16 protein-coding genes are annotated in these 16,867 nt (G+C 55.4%); 14 read left to right on the top strand and 2 right to left on the bottom strand.

Features of this window, described 5'->3' with window-relative positions; genetic code table 11:
* Positions 1–84: 84 nt before the first annotated feature.
* From NTU47_03995 to NTU47_03970, 6 genes are all read left to right on the top strand, one after another.
* Complete coding sequence (locus NTU47_03995) at positions 85–909, top strand: T9SS type A sorting domain-containing protein (GenBank protein ID MCX6132957.1); 825 nt, start codon at positions 85–87, stop codon at positions 907–909.
* 102 nt (positions 910–1,011) lie between these two features.
* Positions 1,012–1,485: a hypothetical protein gene (locus NTU47_03990; GenBank protein MCX6132956.1), complete on the top strand. Its 474-nt coding sequence runs from the start codon at positions 1,012–1,014 to the stop codon at positions 1,483–1,485.
* Positions 1,486–1,511: 26 nt separating this feature from the next.
* On the top strand, positions 1,512–1,913 hold the full coding sequence (locus NTU47_03985) for a hypothetical protein (protein ID MCX6132955.1): 402 nt from the start codon (positions 1,512–1,514) through the stop codon (positions 1,911–1,913).
* A 44-nt stretch (positions 1,914–1,957) separates the two neighbouring features.
* Positions 1,958–2,626, top strand: coding sequence for an alpha/beta fold hydrolase (locus NTU47_03980; protein ID MCX6132954.1), 669 nt, complete (start codon positions 1,958–1,960; stop codon positions 2,624–2,626).
* Between the two features lie 59 nt (positions 2,627–2,685).
* Positions 2,686–3,603: a site-specific DNA-methyltransferase gene (locus tag NTU47_03975; GenBank protein ID MCX6132953.1), complete on the top strand. Its 918-nt coding sequence runs from the start codon at positions 2,686–2,688 to the stop codon at positions 3,601–3,603.
* Between the two features lie 89 nt (positions 3,604–3,692).
* Entirely contained in the window at positions 3,693–4,877 is a 1,185-nt protein-coding gene (locus NTU47_03970; GenBank protein ID MCX6132952.1) for a C40 family peptidase, read from the top strand.
* Between the two features lie 136 nt (positions 4,878–5,013).
* Here the strand turns inward: NTU47_03970 and NTU47_03965 are convergent, their stop codons facing one another.
* Positions 5,014–6,129 (bottom strand): dipeptide epimerase, encoded by a 1,116-nt coding sequence (locus NTU47_03965; protein MCX6132951.1) that lies wholly within the window; start codon positions 6,127–6,129, stop codon positions 5,014–5,016.
* A 203-nt stretch (positions 6,130–6,332) separates the two neighbouring features.
* On the opposite strand from NTU47_03965, the gene NTU47_03960 reads away from it, so the two are divergent.
* The 8 genes from NTU47_03960 (at position 6,333) to xerD (ending at position 15,610) form a co-directional block, all read left to right on the top strand.
* Positions 6,333–6,710, top strand: coding sequence for a response regulator (locus NTU47_03960; GenBank protein ID MCX6132950.1), 378 nt, complete (start codon positions 6,333–6,335; stop codon positions 6,708–6,710).
* Between the two features lie 87 nt (positions 6,711–6,797).
* Positions 6,798–9,026 (top strand): response regulator, encoded by a 2,229-nt coding sequence (locus NTU47_03955; GenBank protein ID MCX6132949.1) that lies wholly within the window; start codon positions 6,798–6,800, stop codon positions 9,024–9,026.
* 141 nt (positions 9,027–9,167) lie between these two features.
* Entirely contained in the window at positions 9,168–10,034 is an 867-nt protein-coding gene (locus NTU47_03950) for a DUF4115 domain-containing protein (protein MCX6132948.1), read from the top strand.
* Entirely contained in the window at positions 9,994–12,063 is a 2,070-nt protein-coding gene (ligA, locus tag NTU47_03945) for an NAD-dependent DNA ligase LigA (GenBank protein MCX6132947.1), read from the top strand. Before NTU47_03950 ends, ligA begins: the two co-directional genes overlap by 41 nt.
* A gap of 101 nt (positions 12,064–12,164) precedes the next feature.
* The gene (locus tag NTU47_03940; GenBank protein ID MCX6132946.1) at positions 12,165–12,704 is read left to right on the top strand and encodes a hypothetical protein; all 540 of its coding nucleotides are present in this window, start codon (positions 12,165–12,167) and stop codon (positions 12,702–12,704) included.
* A gap of 61 nt (positions 12,705–12,765) precedes the next feature.
* Complete coding sequence (locus NTU47_03935) at positions 12,766–13,098, top strand: STAS domain-containing protein (GenBank protein ID MCX6132945.1); 333 nt, start codon at positions 12,766–12,768, stop codon at positions 13,096–13,098.
* 77 nt (positions 13,099–13,175) lie between these two features.
* Positions 13,176–14,630 carry a sodium:solute symporter gene (locus tag NTU47_03930; GenBank protein MCX6132944.1) on the top strand — a complete coding sequence of 485 codons (1,455 nt, stop codon included), beginning with the start codon at positions 13,176–13,178 and terminating at the stop codon, positions 14,628–14,630.
* 32 nt (positions 14,631–14,662) lie between these two features.
* Positions 14,663–15,610 carry a site-specific tyrosine recombinase XerD gene (gene xerD / locus NTU47_03925; protein ID MCX6132943.1) on the top strand — a complete coding sequence of 316 codons (948 nt, stop codon included), beginning with the start codon at positions 14,663–14,665 and terminating at the stop codon, positions 15,608–15,610.
* Positions 15,611–15,916: 306 nt separating this feature from the next.
* Here xerD and NTU47_03920 read toward each other — a convergent pair.
* Positions 15,917–16,867, bottom strand: a 951-nt coding sequence (locus NTU47_03920) for a hypothetical protein (protein MCX6132942.1), incomplete at its 5' end; no start/stop codon positions are given.

The raw sequence follows: 16,867 nt of genomic DNA, 5'->3' as shown, positions 1-16,867 counted from the left end.
AAAAAAGTGCCTTTGCTGCGATAAAGTCAGGTGTTGTTTCATATTCACAAAACACAATCATACACTTACAGAAGAGGAGTCGCTATGGATTTGGCTACGCAGTCACCTAAGAGGCACTACGGTGCTTATGTCGTCTACGGTTTCCTGTTTCTTGGCATGGTCTTCTATGCCTCCTATGTATTTGCGCATGCGAGCGGGATGACGGGGGTGACGCGTAAGAACGGAAACGGATGTACATGCCACGGCACGAGTCCAACAACCGGTGTGAATGTGACCATTGACGGGCCCGCCGAACTCTCTCCGAATCAGACTGGGAATTACACAGTCACCGTACAGGGAGGCCCGGCAGTTCGCGCTGGGACAGATATTGCTGTTTCCGCAGGGACGCTGAATGCCTCTTCTCCATTACAGAAAGTCGGCGATGAACTCACCCATGTCTCTCCGCAACCTTTCACCGGTGGACTGGCGACGTTTTCGTTTTCATACACGGCTCCTGCCACACCGGGAACCTACACAATCTATGCGAATGCGAACAGCGTGAACTTCAACGGAGCCAATTCGGGTGATCAATGGAATTTCGCGCCCAACAAGACGGTTACGGTCAAGGCTGCCACTGCTGTTGAGAACGTGTCGACCATTCCAAACGAGTTCTCTCTGTCGCAGAACTACCCCAATCCATTCAACCCATCAACGACAATTTCATACCAGGTGATGCGTTCGGGGCATATCTCGCTCAGGGTCTATGATGTGCGCGGCGGTCTTGTCTCAACGCTCGTCGACGATCAACGGGAACCCGGAACCTACAAAACGAGTTTGCATGCAGATAGGCTTCCCTCGGGCGTGTACTACTACAGGTTGGCTGCCGATGGGGTCGTGATACAATCGAAGAAGATGACGCTGCTAAAGTAGAGAGAGGATGGAGCGGTTGATGGAGGCGCCCGGTCGGACAGGCGGGGCGCCTTCTGGCAGCAGAAGTGCCGAGGCGGCGTTGTGCTGGAAAGCAGAAGAAAATTGAACTATCATGACAAGAAAAAGGTGCACGTGACTACACACTGGGGACACAATCCGCGTTTTTCGTTTGCGCTTGCAGCAGCGGTAGTATTGACGACCATCGTGTTGGCGGGATGCGCCGATATCGGAAGCTCCTCTGTGGCGCCTGATCCGTCGACGACAAATCCGCCTCTGCAACAAGGTCAGACTGTCTCGTTCGCCAATCAGGTCTCGCCGATATTCCAGCGCTACGGGTGCTATGGATGTCACGGTGGCAGCGGCGGCCTGTTTGTCGCGACTGTCGCGCAGCTGGTGCGGGGTGGCGACCACGGTCCGGCAGTCGTTCCGGGAAAAGCGGACACAAGTATTCTGGTGCGGAAGCTCTCTGCGGCTTCTCCGTTCGGAGATCGAATGCCGCAGGGAGGTCCATTTCTTCCCGACAGCACGCTTCAGACAATCAAATCCTGGATCAATCAGGGAGCAAAAGACAATTGAACTCAACACTACTTGCAAGAGGACACGTGAAGCGACTACGCATTCTCCCGCTCTTTCTAACCACTGCAGCTCTCGCATTCACGTTCAGTGCGTTCGCTCAGGATAGCAGCTCATCGAAATCTCCGAAGGATATTTCGTACTCAAAGGCCGTGACGCCGATTCTTGATAAATTCTGTGCGACCTGCCACAATGCAGATGAGGATCATCCAAGTCAGCTCTTCATGGATTCCTACGAATCATTGATGAAGGGGGGCAAGCACGGCGCGGCGGTGAAGCCGGGGAATTCCAAAGAAAGCCTGCTGCTGCAGAAAATGGCATCTGAACCGCCATTTGGCAAGATGATGCCGCCGCGCAGGAAACCGACCCCCACGCCGGAGCAGGTCGAGATCCTGCGGCAATGGATCGATCAGGGCGCGAAAAAGAACTGACGTTGCTTTCTTGTTTCCAGGCTGCTTTGGGATCACCACACACCATGACACAGTCACCAATTTCATCTTCGCTTATTCACAAGATCCGAGAGCCGGAGTGGGCTGGGGCAGGGAATCATCCTGCCCTGATTCTGCTCCACGGCCGGGGCACGAATGAAGACGACCTTCTTGGACTGGCTGACTCTCTCGATCCGCGTTTCTTCATCGTGAGCGCCCGCGCTCCATTCCCGTTCGAACAGGGTTTCGGCGGTTACACGTGGTACGACATGGAGGATATCGGCACGCCGCAGCCTCAGCAGTTCGAAGAAAGCTACGACCGGCTGGTTCAATTTGTCGCCGATGTCAAGCAGCACTATCCGGTCGACCCGCTGCGTGTGTTCCTGCTTGGATTCAGCATGGGGAGCATCATGTCCTTCGCGCTCTCGCTGACGAAGCCCGGGTTGGTGCGCGGCATCGTCGCTCACAGCGGCTACGTTCCGGAAAACACATCTCTCAAGTTCGCGTGGGATCGGCTCGAGGGACTCTCGTGCTTCGTGGCGCATGGTGTTGATGACACCGTGATCCCCGTCCAGTATGGGCGGCGCGCACACGATCTGCTCGCGCGAACCCGGGCGGATCTCACCTACAGAGAATATCCCATTCCTCACACGATCAGCGAACAGAGTATCTCCGATCTCTCCGACTGGCTTCAGAAAAAGCTTGCTGTTCCATAGTATATGGTGTAGATTTCCGGCGCACATAACCGTTGTATTCACTCTTTCTCAGTGCGCTTGTGAAGAAGCCATCCCGCAGGAAAACAGCAACCTCATCGTTCGGTACCTCAGGCCGCATCAGTCACGATTCTTCCCGCTTCTACAACACCCGTCTCTATCCGGTTTCCGCCGATGCGGTTGCCGGCCCCGCTGAGGAACAACCGCCTCGCGGCGATGTCCTGGACCGCGTGTTCCGCAAAAGCAGCGAACGCATGGATGAACTTCCCGACAATTCCGTCCATCTGATGATCACGTCACCCCCGTATAACGTTTCGAAAGAGTATGATGAGGACCTGACGCTGGACGAATATCGCGACTTACTCCGCCGCGTGCTCAAAGAGACTCACCGCGCACTCGTCGATGGCGGGCGAGCATGCATCAACGTGGCCAATATCGGGCGAAAGCCGTACATACCCATACACGCGTTTCTCGCGGAAGACGTGATTGCGCTTGGGTACTCGATGCGGGGGGAGATTATCTGGAACAAAGGGGGGAGCGCAGGTCCCTCCACAGCGTGGGGAAGCTGGAAATCAGCAACGAATCCCACTCTTCGCGATGTTCATGAATACATCCTGATCTTTTCGAAGAACAGCTACGCGCGCAACGGAACCGGGAAGAAGAGCACCATTGAGCGAGATGAGTTCCTGGAGTACACGAAGAGCATCTGGACGTTTCCGTCCGAGTCCGCCCGCCGCGTTGGTCATCCTGCCCCGTTCCCCATCGAGCTGCCCCGCAGGCTCATCCAGCTGTACAGTTTCGAAGGAGACATCGTGCTCGATCCGTTTGCAGGAAGCGGATCGACATGCATCGCAGCGCTCCAGGCCAAACGGCATTTTGTCGCGTATGAGAAAAGCGCCCGGTACGCGAAACTGGCTGAAAAAAGAATGCGGGACTTGTCACTCATGGGAAAGAAGAAGAGTTCGAAACTGGACGATTGAAAGCATCCGCGATTCGATGTATATTTCCCCGTTCGCAAACCCTGCTCTGCATGCAGGACCACTCTTGGATTCATTTCTTGAAACGACTCATGAAAAAGACCATTCTCATCCGCATCGCTCTCGTCCTTGTTCTCTGCGCACTGACCGCAAGCGCACAAACACAAAAAGTTGACACACCGGCTTCGGTTGCGCTTGATTCGCTCAGGGCTCGCTACGCTCCCGATAAACGCGTCGCGGTCTTTGACGTTACCTATGCCCAGCAGGGGAGCCTCGCGATCGCGCGCGGGGAAGTGGATGATCAGAAAGCGAAAGAGGACGCACTCTCAACTCTTCACACGATTCTGGGAGGTCAGGTGATTGACAGCATCAAGGTTCTGCCCGATCAGCAGCTCGGCGAGAAGCGATTCGGCATCGTCGCGGCGAGTGTGGGCAATGTCCGTACTCATCCGCGGCACTCCGCTGAACTTGCCACACAGGTGTTGATGGGAACGGCAGTGAAGCTCCTGAAGAAGCAGGGAGGGCACTATTCCGTTCAAATGCCGGATCATTACATCGGCTGGCTGGAAGAAGCCGCGATGAAAGTGACGACTGCTGCCGGCGTGGAAGAATGGAATGCCGCTCAGAAGGTGATCGTCACAACGTACTTCACGATGGTGCGCGAGAAACCGGATCCGGCCTCTGTGCCTGTGAGTGATGCTGTTGCCGGCGTGTTGATGAAGCGCGTTGGCGCTTCAGGGAAATGGGATAAGGTGGAACTGCCTGACGGCCGCAAAGGGTACATCGAGAAATCGAATGTGGAGGATTTCAAGAGCTGGAAGAAATCACGTAAACTCAGCGCTGAGAACGTCGAAAAGACAGCGAAAATGTTCATCGGAATCCCGTACCTCTGGGGGGGCACCTCGACGAAAGGCATGGATTGTTCCGGATTCACGAAAACCGTGTATCGTTTGAACGGACTCGAGCTGTATCGCGATGCAGATCAGCAGGCGGGCGCAGGAGACGAGGTCAAGCCGGGCGAGAATTTTGAAAACCTGAAGAAGGGGGATTTGCTGTTCTTTGGCAGGAAAGGGGCGGCAGACAAACCGGAGCGGATCAGCCACGTCGCCATCTTTCTGGAGAAGCAGGAGTTCATACACACGCCCGGCGGGTCATGGGTGAAGTTCAACAGCTTCAACCCGGCCGCCCTCAACTACAGCGAGTCGCTCCGCAAGAGCTTCGTTCGTGCCAGGAGATACGTCGGGACATCCCAGATCCCTGAGGTGCCGAAGAAGTAGGAGGGAGGAAATTCGAAATCCTAAACATGAAATCCGAAGGAATCCTCAAATACGAAATCTAGAATGAGAAGACCCAAAGCGCTCGCTGCAACTTCATTTCGTGCTTTCGAAGCTGCCCGTCCAAATGTCAGTTCCTTCACTTCAGCTGCTTCACCCCGATGCCCGGCCGGTCTGTCAGTGTCACCCTTCCGTCGATGACCCTGGTTCCGTCGAACACATCGTTGCTGATGAGGAGCGCGCCGTCGAGATCAGCGTAATCGACCATCGGTGACAATTGTGAGGCGGCCGAAATTGCGCACGATGTTTCGGTCATACATCCCATCATGACTTTCATATCGAGAGCACGCGCAAGCATGATCATTTTGTGCGCTTCGCGCATCCCCGTGCACTTCATCAGCTTGATGTTGACGCCGTTATACACGCCGTGGGCTTTTTTGACATCTGCCAGGCGCTGCACCGCTTCGTCGCCGAATGTCGGGAGCGGACTTCGTTCCGTCAGCCATGCCATATCTTCGATCTGCTCTTTCGGCATTGGCTGTTCGACGAAGACGACCCCTTTTCCCTTCAACCAGTGAATCATGTCCAGGGCGAAAGAGCGGTCCTTCCACCCCTGGTTGACATCGACGGTGATCGGTTTGTCGGTGACAGAGCGAATGGTCTCGATCATCATCTTGTCCGTTTCGCGCCCGAGTTTCACCTTGAGAACCTTGTACTCCGCAGCCTCTTTCGTCTTCTGCCGTACCACATCCTCTTTGTCGATGCCGATGGTGAACGATGTGTAGGGGGTCGCGTTCTTCTTGAACCCCCAGACGTTGTACCACGGCTGGTTCATCAGCTTTCCCACCAAATCGTGCAGCGCGATATCGACCGACGCTTTCGCGGCCGTGTTTCCCGTGGAAATTGCATCGATGTCGTTCAGTATGGTTTCCATCTCGAACGGGTTGTCGTATTTCTCGAGGTTGATCCTCGAGAGAAACGCTCCGGCCCCTTCCTGTGATTCACCCAGGTACGGGGGCATGGAAGCCTCCCCGTATCCGACGATGCCGTCGTACTCTATCTCGGTGAGCATCACCGGCGTGGTCGTGCGGGAACTCGTCGCGATGGTGAACACGTGTCGCAGTTCCAGAGTGTAGGGGCGATATCGGAGTTTCATACGAGCGTTCTTCTGTTGCGGGACAGAGGCCTGTCCGCCAGAGACTTCCGAGATCGGTGCGAGGAGCGATGCGCCTGCGAGCATCGATGATGTCTTCAAAAACCCTCTTCGGTCCTGATTCATGGCGACTCCTTGTTGTCGATGTGGTTGCGCGGCGTCACAAGGTAGGGAAATCGGGAATCATATTCAAAGCACGGGCGTTGAGAACTGCGTGAGGGTCGGTTTTCCGCCCGGGGAGAGATCAATTTGCTTTCGGCACAGGCAGTGTGTACATTGGGTGCATCTGAGGAATGGTGAGAGACATGGCGAGTAAGAAGAAACAGATCCTGGTTGTCGATGACGAGCCGTCGTGGTTGAAGAGCGTCAGTCACATACTGCGGAAAGAAGGATACCAGGTGAAGGCCGTGCAGAGTGCAGCCGAAGCGCTCGTTCTTCTGGCGAAATACCGGCCCGACTTGATCGTCAGCGATCTGCGCATGCCTGACATGAATGGTTTCGATCTTCTCGACAAGATCAAGCACCTCCCGAAGAATTCTTCAACCCCTGTCGTGTTCTTCTCCGCAATCGATGACTACCATGCGAAGAAAGTCGCCCGCGAACTCGGCGCAACGGCCTGTCTCCTCAAGCCGTACGACGAGGGCGATTTGTTCAGCGTTCTCAAGCAGTACCTCCCGCACTAACATCACCGGCCGGGTGCACGCCGCCGTGTCTCACTTGCTATTGAAGGACTCTGTTGGTACTTTTTCCGCGGCATTCCAATCCCTCTCATGATAAAAATTTTTAAGATCTTAAAATTCCGCACGTCCCTTGGGCCCGTTGAGCAGGCCCAGGTGGTTTCCTCGATGGTCGTGGTCGCGACGATGGCCACCATTGTCAGCATCCGTCTGTTTACAGTCGGCAAAACGATCGACTGGCTGCTGATCGGAAGCATCATCGCTACGGGCGTGTTTGGTTTCATCAACGTTTTTTTCACCCTCAAGTACGGCCAGCAGCTTGAGGAGCAGAAACGTGAACTCCTTGCGCTCAACACGATTGCCGAAGCGGTCAACCATTCCGTCGAGATCAGCCTGCTTTTGCAGGAGGCGATCAGGGAAGTTCGGCGGCTTCTGGAAGTGGACTTTGGGTGGATCTATCATGTGGAGGGGGGAAAGCTCGTCCTCAGGGCCTTCGATGGGACGCGGCCGGCCCCCTCGCTCGTTATCACGCCGGACATCGAAGCGGATGGAACTTCGATCGTCTGGGCGCGAGCGCCGGCCACCGGCAGAAAACCGCGCGGTGCGGCCGGGGCGAACTGGAAATTCGGCGCGCTTGCATCCTGGGCATCGGTTCCCATCACAGCAAAAGACCGGTTCGCGGGCGTCATCGTCGTCGCCAGCCAGGAACGGAGCGAGATGACGGGAAAGCAACTGGGGCTGATGGGGGCTTTTTCGAACCAGATCGGCGTCGCCCTCGAGAATGCGACGTTGTTTGAGCAGCTGAGGAAGTCCGAAGAACGGTATATGGATCTCTTCGAACACTCGCCTGACATGTCGCACATTCTCACGCGTGAAGGTATTATCGTCAGCTGCAACCAGACGGAAGTGGACCGGCTCGGGTACCAGAAAGAGGACCTGATCGGGTTTTCCGCCCTGATACTGTACCCGCTTCAGTACCATCTTGCGGCGAAGAATCTTCTGAACGATGTGTTTGAAAAGCGGCTCGAAGTTTCCGGCCTGGAGGAACAATTTGTCGGAAAGTCCGGCGAGATTGTGGATGTAAGCATCAGTACTTCGATCGTCTATGACGAATCGCGGAAACCGGCGTTCATGCGCGTCGTTGCGCGGGATATCACCGAAAAGAAAAAGCTCGAGTCGAAGATTCTGCACGCCCAGCGCATCGACAGCATCGGCAATCTCGCGGGGGGTATTGCGCATGATTTCAACAACATCCTCACGTCGATACTGGGCTCTACCGCGATCATGAAACGGAAGATGCGCAAGAGCAACGCATGGTATCATTTCGCGGATATCATTGAGACTGCAGCCAAACGCGGGGCCGGACTCACGCGGCAGCTTCTGACGTTCGCGCGGAAGAGCACTCCGCAATTCCGACCCATTATCCTCAACGATATCGTCGAGGAAACACTTCGGCTCTTCGAACGGAGTATCGACAAGAGCATCGTCATCATCAAGGATCTCTCGAAGGACATGCCGATCATCAAGGGCGACGACGGACAAATTCAACAAGCGCTCCTCAACCTGTTGATCAATGCCCGTGATGCCATGCCAAACGGCGGCTCGGTCACCATCAGTACACAAGAGGTCAATCCGGACGTGCGCCACGCGAGCGTCTTTGGAGAGCCGCGGGTCGGTGAGTTTGCCTCGATTGTCATCCGCGACAACGGCGTGGGGATGAGCCAGGAAGTCCAGCAGAGGATCTTTGAGCCATTTTTTACGACGAAGGAAAAAGGTACCGGGCTGGGGCTTTCCGTGGTCTACGGAGTGGTCAATTCCCATGGCGGGTTCATTACAGCCCAGAGCGAGCCCGGCAGCGGAACACAGTTTTCGATGTTTTTCCCCCTGTTGGCAGACAGGGAGAAGTTCCACCGCTCGCTCAAACAGCCGAAGCTCGTGCAAGGGCACGAACGTATTCTTGTGGTGGATGACGAAGAGCATGTCAGAGAACTCATCGGCCGCATGCTCGACCACCTCGGTTATACAGTGACGGCCGTCGAGAGCGGCCAGGATGCCATCAAGCATGCCGCAAAGAAATCGAAGATCGATGCCGTGATTCTCGACATGAACATGCCGACGATGAGCGGGAAGGAAACGTTCGAAAAGCTCAAGAAAATCAGACCAGAGATGCGCATCATCATTTCGACAGGGTACAGCAACGAGAGCCTTGACCCTGTGATGATTGAAAACCTGGTGGACGGATTTCTTCAGAAGCCTTATCAAATGGAAGAGCTGTCGAAAGTGTTACGTGAGGTGTTTGACGGAAGACAGGATGGTCCGTAGTGCCGTGGCGCGAAGGATCGGAAAGACACGACACCGATACCCGCAGTGTTGTCATTGCAAATCGGTCAAATAATCGCTACCATTTTCGAGCAACAGTGCCCCCGCCTCAATGTCGCATCAACTATCTGATACAGACAGAGTATGAATCTCGAGACGTTTGGAGAAGAACTGCGGAGTCAGCGCGAGAGGAAACAGGTTTCGCTCGCATCGATCTCCCAAGCGACGCGCATCAGCGAAAAGATGCTCCAGGCGATCGAGTCGGGGAAGTTCTCCGTTCTCCCGCAGGCGTATATTCGTGCGTTTCTCCGTGCCTACGCAGGCACCATCGAACTCAACGGCGACGAGGTGCTCAGGCGTTACGACTCGGTCAATCAGGAAATTCGCGCCGCAGCTGAAGAATGGGTGAACCGCACGAAGCCGCACGTGCTGCGCGCAGAGCAAACTTCTACCGAAATCATACGGTCTCCAAGAGTATCCCCGTCGTCAATCGTTACAGCGGTGGTTATCCTTCTGGCTGTGGCGGCGGTGGTCTTCTACGCGAACCGGGAATCCGCCGTCCCGACGCAGGAACCCCTTTCAGGAATTCCATTTGACAAAGCGGTGCACGAGACAGAGGCGGCAGCCGCCCAGCCCCAGCAGACGCCTCAGCAGACGCCTCAGCAGACACCGCCGCAAACATCTCCGCAGACCTCTCAGCAGCTGCCTCCCCAACCAACTCCGCAGACGCCGATAGTCCGACCGTCAGCCGATAGTCTGCGACTGGAGATTACCACCAAAGATTCTGTGTGGGTCGCAATTGTGATCGACAATGTAAAACGCGGCCAGTATCTCTTTGCCCCGGGTCGAATACGCTCATGGGCTGCAAAGGAGCAGTTTTCAGTTTCGATGGGGAATGCAGGTGCGGCAACCTTCCGGCTCAATGGCTCGAATCTCGGAGCTCTTGGCAAGCGCGGCGCAGTTGCCAGAAATGTCCTCATCACCCAGTCCGGAATCCAGCCAATTCAATAACGCAATTGATTACATGGCTGTCAGTACGAGCATAGTCAAGCGCATGGAAGTACTCCGCTCACGTCTGCGGGAGCACGATTATCGGTACTACGTGCTGGCTCAGCCTGCGATATCAGACGGAGAGTACGACCAGCTCATGCGGGAGCTCTTGGATCTCGAGGCCGCGCACCCCGAGCTTACGGCTTCGGATTCCCCGACGCAGCGCGTCGGCGGGCAGCCCACGAAGGAATTCCGGACGGTCACGCATGATGTGCCGATGCTTTCCCTCTCAAATACCTACAGCGAAGAAGAAGTGAGGGACTATGACCGCCGTGTGCGCACATTGCTGGGAAACGAACCATTACGATATGTGTGTGAGTTGAAATTCGACGGCGTGGCGGTGAGTCTCCGCTACATCGAAGACGTGTTTGTGCTCGGTGCGACGCGGGGTGACGGCACACGGGGGGACGACATCACGCAAAATCTGAGGACGATTCGATCGATACCTCTGCGGTTGATGGGGAAGAAGAAGGGGTTGAGCGAGTTTGAGGTCCGCGGCGAAGTCTATATGAAGCGCGAAGATTTCCGGAAGATGAATGAGGACCGGGAGCTGGCGGGGGAAAAAACATTCATCAATCCCCGGAATTCAGCCGCAGGCACGCTGAAACTTCAAGATCCGAAAACTGTGGCGCGTCGCCCGCTGAATTTTGTCTCCTACTTCATCAGGAGTGAAGCGGCTTCCCTCTCGAGCCATTACGACAACCTCAAAGTACTGCATGAGTTTGGATTTCCGACGAGTGAACACACTCGCGTGAGCACGAACATCGAGGGAGTCATCGGATTCTGGAAGGAGTGGGAAAATCGCAGAGACAGCCTCCCGTACGACATCGATGGGGTTGTGGTGAAGGTTGATTCGCTGAAACAGCAGGAGCAGTTGGGGATGATCGCGAAGAGCCCGCGTTGGGCGATCGCGTTCAAATTTGCCGCCCGTCAGGGTACGACTATTCTGAGCGACATCACTCTGCAGGTCGGGAGGATTGGAACAATCACCCCCGTTGCGGAATTGGAACCGGTGTTTGTCGGCGGTTCCACGGTCTCAAGAGCAACGCTGCATAACGAAGACTATATCAGGGAACTCGACATCCGGCCCGGCGACACTGTTGTTGTCGAGAAGGGGGGAGATGTCATTCCCAAGGTGAGCTCTGTCGTCAAAGAGAAACGCCGCCGGGGGACAAAGCCATTCTCCATGCCTGCCAGGTGTCCTGCATGCGGCTCGCCCATAGCAAGGCCGGAAGGGGAGGCAAACTACTACTGCGAAAACAGCGAGTGTCCGGCCCAAATCAGGGCGCGTATTGAACATTTTGCCCATCGCGGCGCGATGGACATTGAAGGGTTAGGCGAGGCAATCGTCGATCAGCTTGTGAGCCTTGAATACGTTCACAACTATGCCGATGTGTACGAACTTCAACGAAGAAGAGGTGAACTCGAAAAACTCGAGCGATGGGGCAAAAAGAGCGTCGACAATCTTCTGAAGGCGATTGACGAAAGCAAGCAGCGGCCGTTTGCCCGGGTTCTCTTCGCGCTCGGCATCCGCCACGTGGGAACGAGCGTGGCGCAGCTTATTGTCCACCGGTTCCAATCGATGGATGCCTTGATGCAGGCCTCGTTCGAGGAGCTGCAGGGGGTTCAAGGTGTTGGACCCCGCATCGCAGAGAGCGTTCGCAGGTTTGTGGAAGACGCGCACAACGCGAAGATCATTGATCGGCTCAAGAAAGCGGGACTCCAGTTCGAAGAGAAGCGGCGACGCGGTGTGAAACAATCTGCGCTGACGGGAAAGACGGTGGTCTTGACCGGCACACTGTTGTCGTTCACGCGTGAACAGGCGAAGCAGATGATTCAAGATGCGGGAGGACACGTGGCGGCGAGCGTGAGCAGCAAGACCGATTACGTTGTCGTGGGGGCGGACGCCGGGTCGAAACTGGACAAGGCGACGAAGTTAGGGATTCAGACCATCGGAGAGGAAGAATTTATCAGGTTCGTGAACAGCTAAGAGCGAAAGGCGACTGTACAACAACCGTGTGTTGGCATTGCGCTTCGCATCCGGTCGGCATCGTGTGAGTGGGGCGTGGCAGATCAGCACGGCAGAACGCTATGTTAGAAAAACTACGACTACAGATTGGAACATCGTACGCGCGGTTTCATTTTCGCACGGTGCGGGATCCGATTGTCCGGTTCACCGAAGCGATCTCCGAGGCGCGCAGACCTATCGTCTTTCTGCCCGAACTCTCCACCGAGGCCGCGGTCATCGAGGGAGTCTTGAAGTTTCTTGGCCAGCGATTTCACACGAGCAAGGTCATGCTCGTCGCGCGCAAGGACATCGTTCCGTATCTGCCGGACCTGCGCGGGTTCAACGTTCTCACATTCAGCGCTGAAGAACTCAATGCGTGGTACGTGCCGCGCTCTGATTTGCTTCGAAAGATGAAAAAGAGTACATTCGATCTGGCGTTAGACCTGAATATCCGCTTCGCACTGCCAAGCTCATTTCTGTGTCGCGCCTCGCAAGCGCCGCTGCGCATCGGATTTGTCAAGCAGGACGCCGACAAGTTCTATAACTTCCAGGTTCAGACTGGGCCTTCGAACAATCTCACTCAAGTATACTCTCAGCTGTTGAAGTGCATTGAAATGTTCTAGCCGGATCGGACTGCTGCAACGAGGGTCGGTCAGGGGCACGCGGTGGCAAGAGGAGGAAGTCATGCAATTTGAAGTGAAGAAGAATGGTGAAGCGACGATTCTGAAGATCAAGGAACGCAAGCTTGATGCGAGTGTTTCCCCTGAACTGAAGGGAGAGTTCCTTGTCCTCTGCAATCGCCAGACGAAGAACCTTGTCATTGACCTGAGCGATGTGGAGTTCTGCGACAGTAGCGGTCTGAGCGCCCTGCTCATCGCCGAACGCAAGATGAGGGAGAACGGAGGAGTTGTAAAACTCGCCGGGCTCCAGAAGAAAGTACTTGCACTCATTCGCATTTCCCGCCTTGACCGAGCTTTCCGCATCCATGACACGGTAGCGAAGGCGCTCCGGGCCTGACGTAGCTCCCGGAAATTTGTCCGCAACGATCGCTTCAACGGCAATCGAATTTCCATCGTACCAGCAAGGAGTCTCCCGTGGGCTTCCAAACGCTCGATTACGTTATCCTCGTACTCTATCTGATCGGTATTGCCGTGCTGGGAATTGTGCGGGGAGGGAAACAAGCCTCAACACGCGACTATTTCCTCGGCAGAGATGCGATACCCTGGTGGGTTGTCTGTTTCTCCATCGTTGCGGCAGAAACAAGCACGCTCACGTTCATCAGCATTCCCGGCCTTGCGTATCTTGGCAACCTGAACTTTCTGCAGGTGACGATAGGATATCTGCTGGGACGAATCGTCATCAGTTTCATATTTCTGCCCGCATATTACAAAGGCGAACTCTCAACTGCCTACGCGTTTCTCGAGCGCCGGTTTGGCATGAAAACGCGGAGTTTCGCGTCATTTGTCTTTCTCTTCACCCGGCTCGCAGCGGAAGGCGTTCGCCTCTTCGCATCGGCGATCCCGCTGAAATTCATTCTCAACATCAACTACCCGACAGCGATCGCGATCATCGCCGCCGTTGCACTTCTCTATACCTATATCGGCGGAGTACGGGGGGTTCTTTGGGTCGACGCCCTCCAGATGGTCATCTATCTCGGCGGAGCGATTCTCTCAGCGATCCTCCTTGTTTCCTCGTTTGACGGTGGATGGGCCGCGATCACGCAAAAAGCCATGGAGGCCGGAAAGTTCACCATTTTCAATCTGGGTTTTGGCGACAACTTCTGGGGCTCGCCGTACACTCTCTTCGGCGGATTGATCGGCGGTGCCTTCCTCTCGATGGCATCGCATGGAACCGATCATCTGATCGTGCAACGCGTCCTGACGACAAAATCCCTCCAGGCCAGCCGCAAGGCGATGATTGGCAGCGGCATCATCGTCATTTTCCAGTTTGCCCTCTTCCTGGTTGTCGGCCTGCTTCTGTACGGACACTACGACGGTGCAACACTTGCGCAGATGGGACTTACACGCGCGGACGAAATCTTTCCCCGGTTCATCACGCAGAGTCTTCCGTCGGGCGTCGCTGGGTTCGTGATCGCGGGCCTCACCGCTGTGGCTCTTTCAACGCTGGCAGGCTCTCTGACTTCCATGGCATCGTCGACCGTGCTCGACCTCTACAAACCGTACTTTGGTAAGAACGTCTCTCCGGAAAAAGAGCTGAAACTCTCCCGCTTGGTGACCGTCGGATGGGCTGTGCTCCTCGTTGGATCGGCGCTCTTTTTCATGAACACGACTCAAACGGTCGTCGAACTCGCCCTGAGCATTGCTTCGTTCACATACGGGGGACTTCTGGGAACATTCCTCCTCGGCGTGCTGTTCAAAAAGCCGACACAGGAAGATGCCCTTGCAGGATTCGTCGCCGGCATCTTCATCATGATTACGGTTATCTCGTTGAAACTCGTTGCGTGGACCTGGTTCACATTCGTCGGTGTTGCCGCAACGCTCATCGTGGGAAACGTGTTGAGTGCCCTCAGCAAGCGGTCGACAGACTAGAGGCGCGTATCGTGTAAGGAGTGAACATCGGCATGAAGAAGAAGACGCACACACGCGTGCGGTCATTGTCCGATGGGGAACACCTCGCGTTGGACAGCGAGATCCGGCAATATTTCGATTTTCTGCGCCTCGAGAAAGGCGTCACGCCCCATACCTTCCACTCCTACCAGTTCGACCTCGCGAAATATCGCACATTCCTGGCCGGCAAGGATGTCCCGACGGGGCAAAAAGTCTCAGAAGAGATTATCGCCGGCTTTCTGAGAGAGCTTGCGAAGAATAACCTCTCTCCACGCAGCGTTGCAAGGATTCTCTCCGCAGTCCGCGGATTTCATCGCTTTCTCGTCGGCGAAGGGATGCATGATGACGATCCGACGGAAAACATCGACACTCCGAAACGGTCGAAGAATCTCCCGGGAGTTCTCTCTGTTGCCGAGGTGGATACGGTGCTGAAGCAGCCTGATATTCGCCAGCCGCTTGGCTTGCGCGATCGGGCAATCCTCGAGGTCCTGTACGCAACGGGTGTAAGAGTATCCGAACTGACCGGGCTCAAGCAGTCCGACCTCATGTTCGATTCGGAACTTGTCCTTGTGTTCGGCAAGGGCTCCAAGGAGCGGCTGGTACCGATAGGGGAATCGGCGATGGACTGGGTTGCCCGTTATCAACGGGAGGTGCGGCTGCATCTTGCGAGACCGGGGAAGTCTCAGGATATTCTCTTCCTGAATTTCCGAGGCGGGAAACTCTCACGTGCCGCAATCCGGGACATGGTTGTGAAATACGGAAGGGGGGCCGGCATCAAGAAAGATATCCACCCACACACATTTCGCCACTCGTTTGCCACGCATCTGCTCGAAGGCGGTGCAGATCTACGTGCAGTACAGGAAATGCTCGGTCACGCCGACATTTCTACCACTCAAATTTACACCCATATCGATCGCGAATACCTCAAGGAAGTCCACCGCACGTTTCACCCACGCGCCTGACCGTCCAACCAAACGAAACCGTTGTCCTTCGGATCGCAGACCCGACGCAATGTTCAACTCCTGGTAGTTCAGTACGATGGGACTGGCGTCCCGTTGGACGATTGCAGACACTTGCCAGTCGATCGCAGATCCGACTCAATGTTCAACTTTCGTAGATCAGCACGACTCGACCAGCGTCCGGTCGGACGATTGGAGGCACTTATCAGCCGGATCGCAGACCCGACTCAATGTTCAACTCTCGCAAATCAGTCGGACGGGACTGGCGTCCCGTCGGAGGATTGGAAGCACCAACTGCACTGATTGGCGTTACCGTCTGATAAATGCGATCAACGAGCCGACGATGAAGTACAGAAGGTAGGCGAGCGAGGCTATCAATCCCCCTTGTAATCCCCCCATCACGATCGGACCAAATCGAGCCGGCCGTTCAAGAACGCGAAATGAATCAACGGCCTGGTCGAATGCGCGCTTGTAGTCGCGGTCCTGCTTCGCATCTGACGTGCATGTGATGATGTATGCGCGTTTCTTTCCAGGTACAAGGGTTTGGGTCATTTTCAGATCGAACGATGCCCAATGGGCGGGAGCATCTTCGGTGTACCTCGGCCAACCGGGGATCGATTCGTTGACAGACACCTTTGCATCTGCAACTTTGATTTTCAGAGTGCCGCTGCTGCTGAATTGCGCACATGTCAGTTCGTCAACCGTGATGAGTTCGGATTTCTCCAACTTGTACGAAGCCAGTAACCTCTTGAACTCAGTTGACAATACCCGGGCCCCCTCTTCAAGCTGTTTTTCATCCAGCTCGGGCACTTCAGTCTGCATCACGACGACATTGATGTTGGGAGAGAAGTTTGGTTCCTCGAGCAGCTTGATGAATCCAACCTCAATCCGGCGATTAGAGAGGCCATCCTGCAGGCTTTTCGGAAGTCTGTTACCCAGTTGCTGCAGCATTTCCTGGTAATTGTCGGGGCTCAGTGCCACCCAACCCGGAGGAGCTTCCATTGCAAATTGATGTTTCGCGTTGACGTACGAGTTTTCGGAAACGGCGAGTCCCGCCGGAGTCCAGAGCCACCACAGTGCGGCAGCCAGGAGTGTTGCACCGGCGAGTGCGCCGAGGAATGCAGCGATCGATGGTCCGGACGTCACAGACTCCAAAGATGGTACAGCCGCGATCGTTGGTGTCGGTCCTGTCCGTTGAGCAATGGGAAAAATGAACCGGCACTTCTGGCACTGAGAAAATACATCAGGTTGTTCGTGGCC

It is taken from the genome of Ignavibacteriales bacterium (assembly GCA_026390595.1).
GTDB lineage: Bacteria > Bacteroidota > Ignavibacteria > UBA10030 > UBA10030 > UBA9647.
The sequence above is the reverse complement of the archived record's forward strand: the minus strand, read 5'-3'. Positions and strand labels throughout refer to the sequence as shown.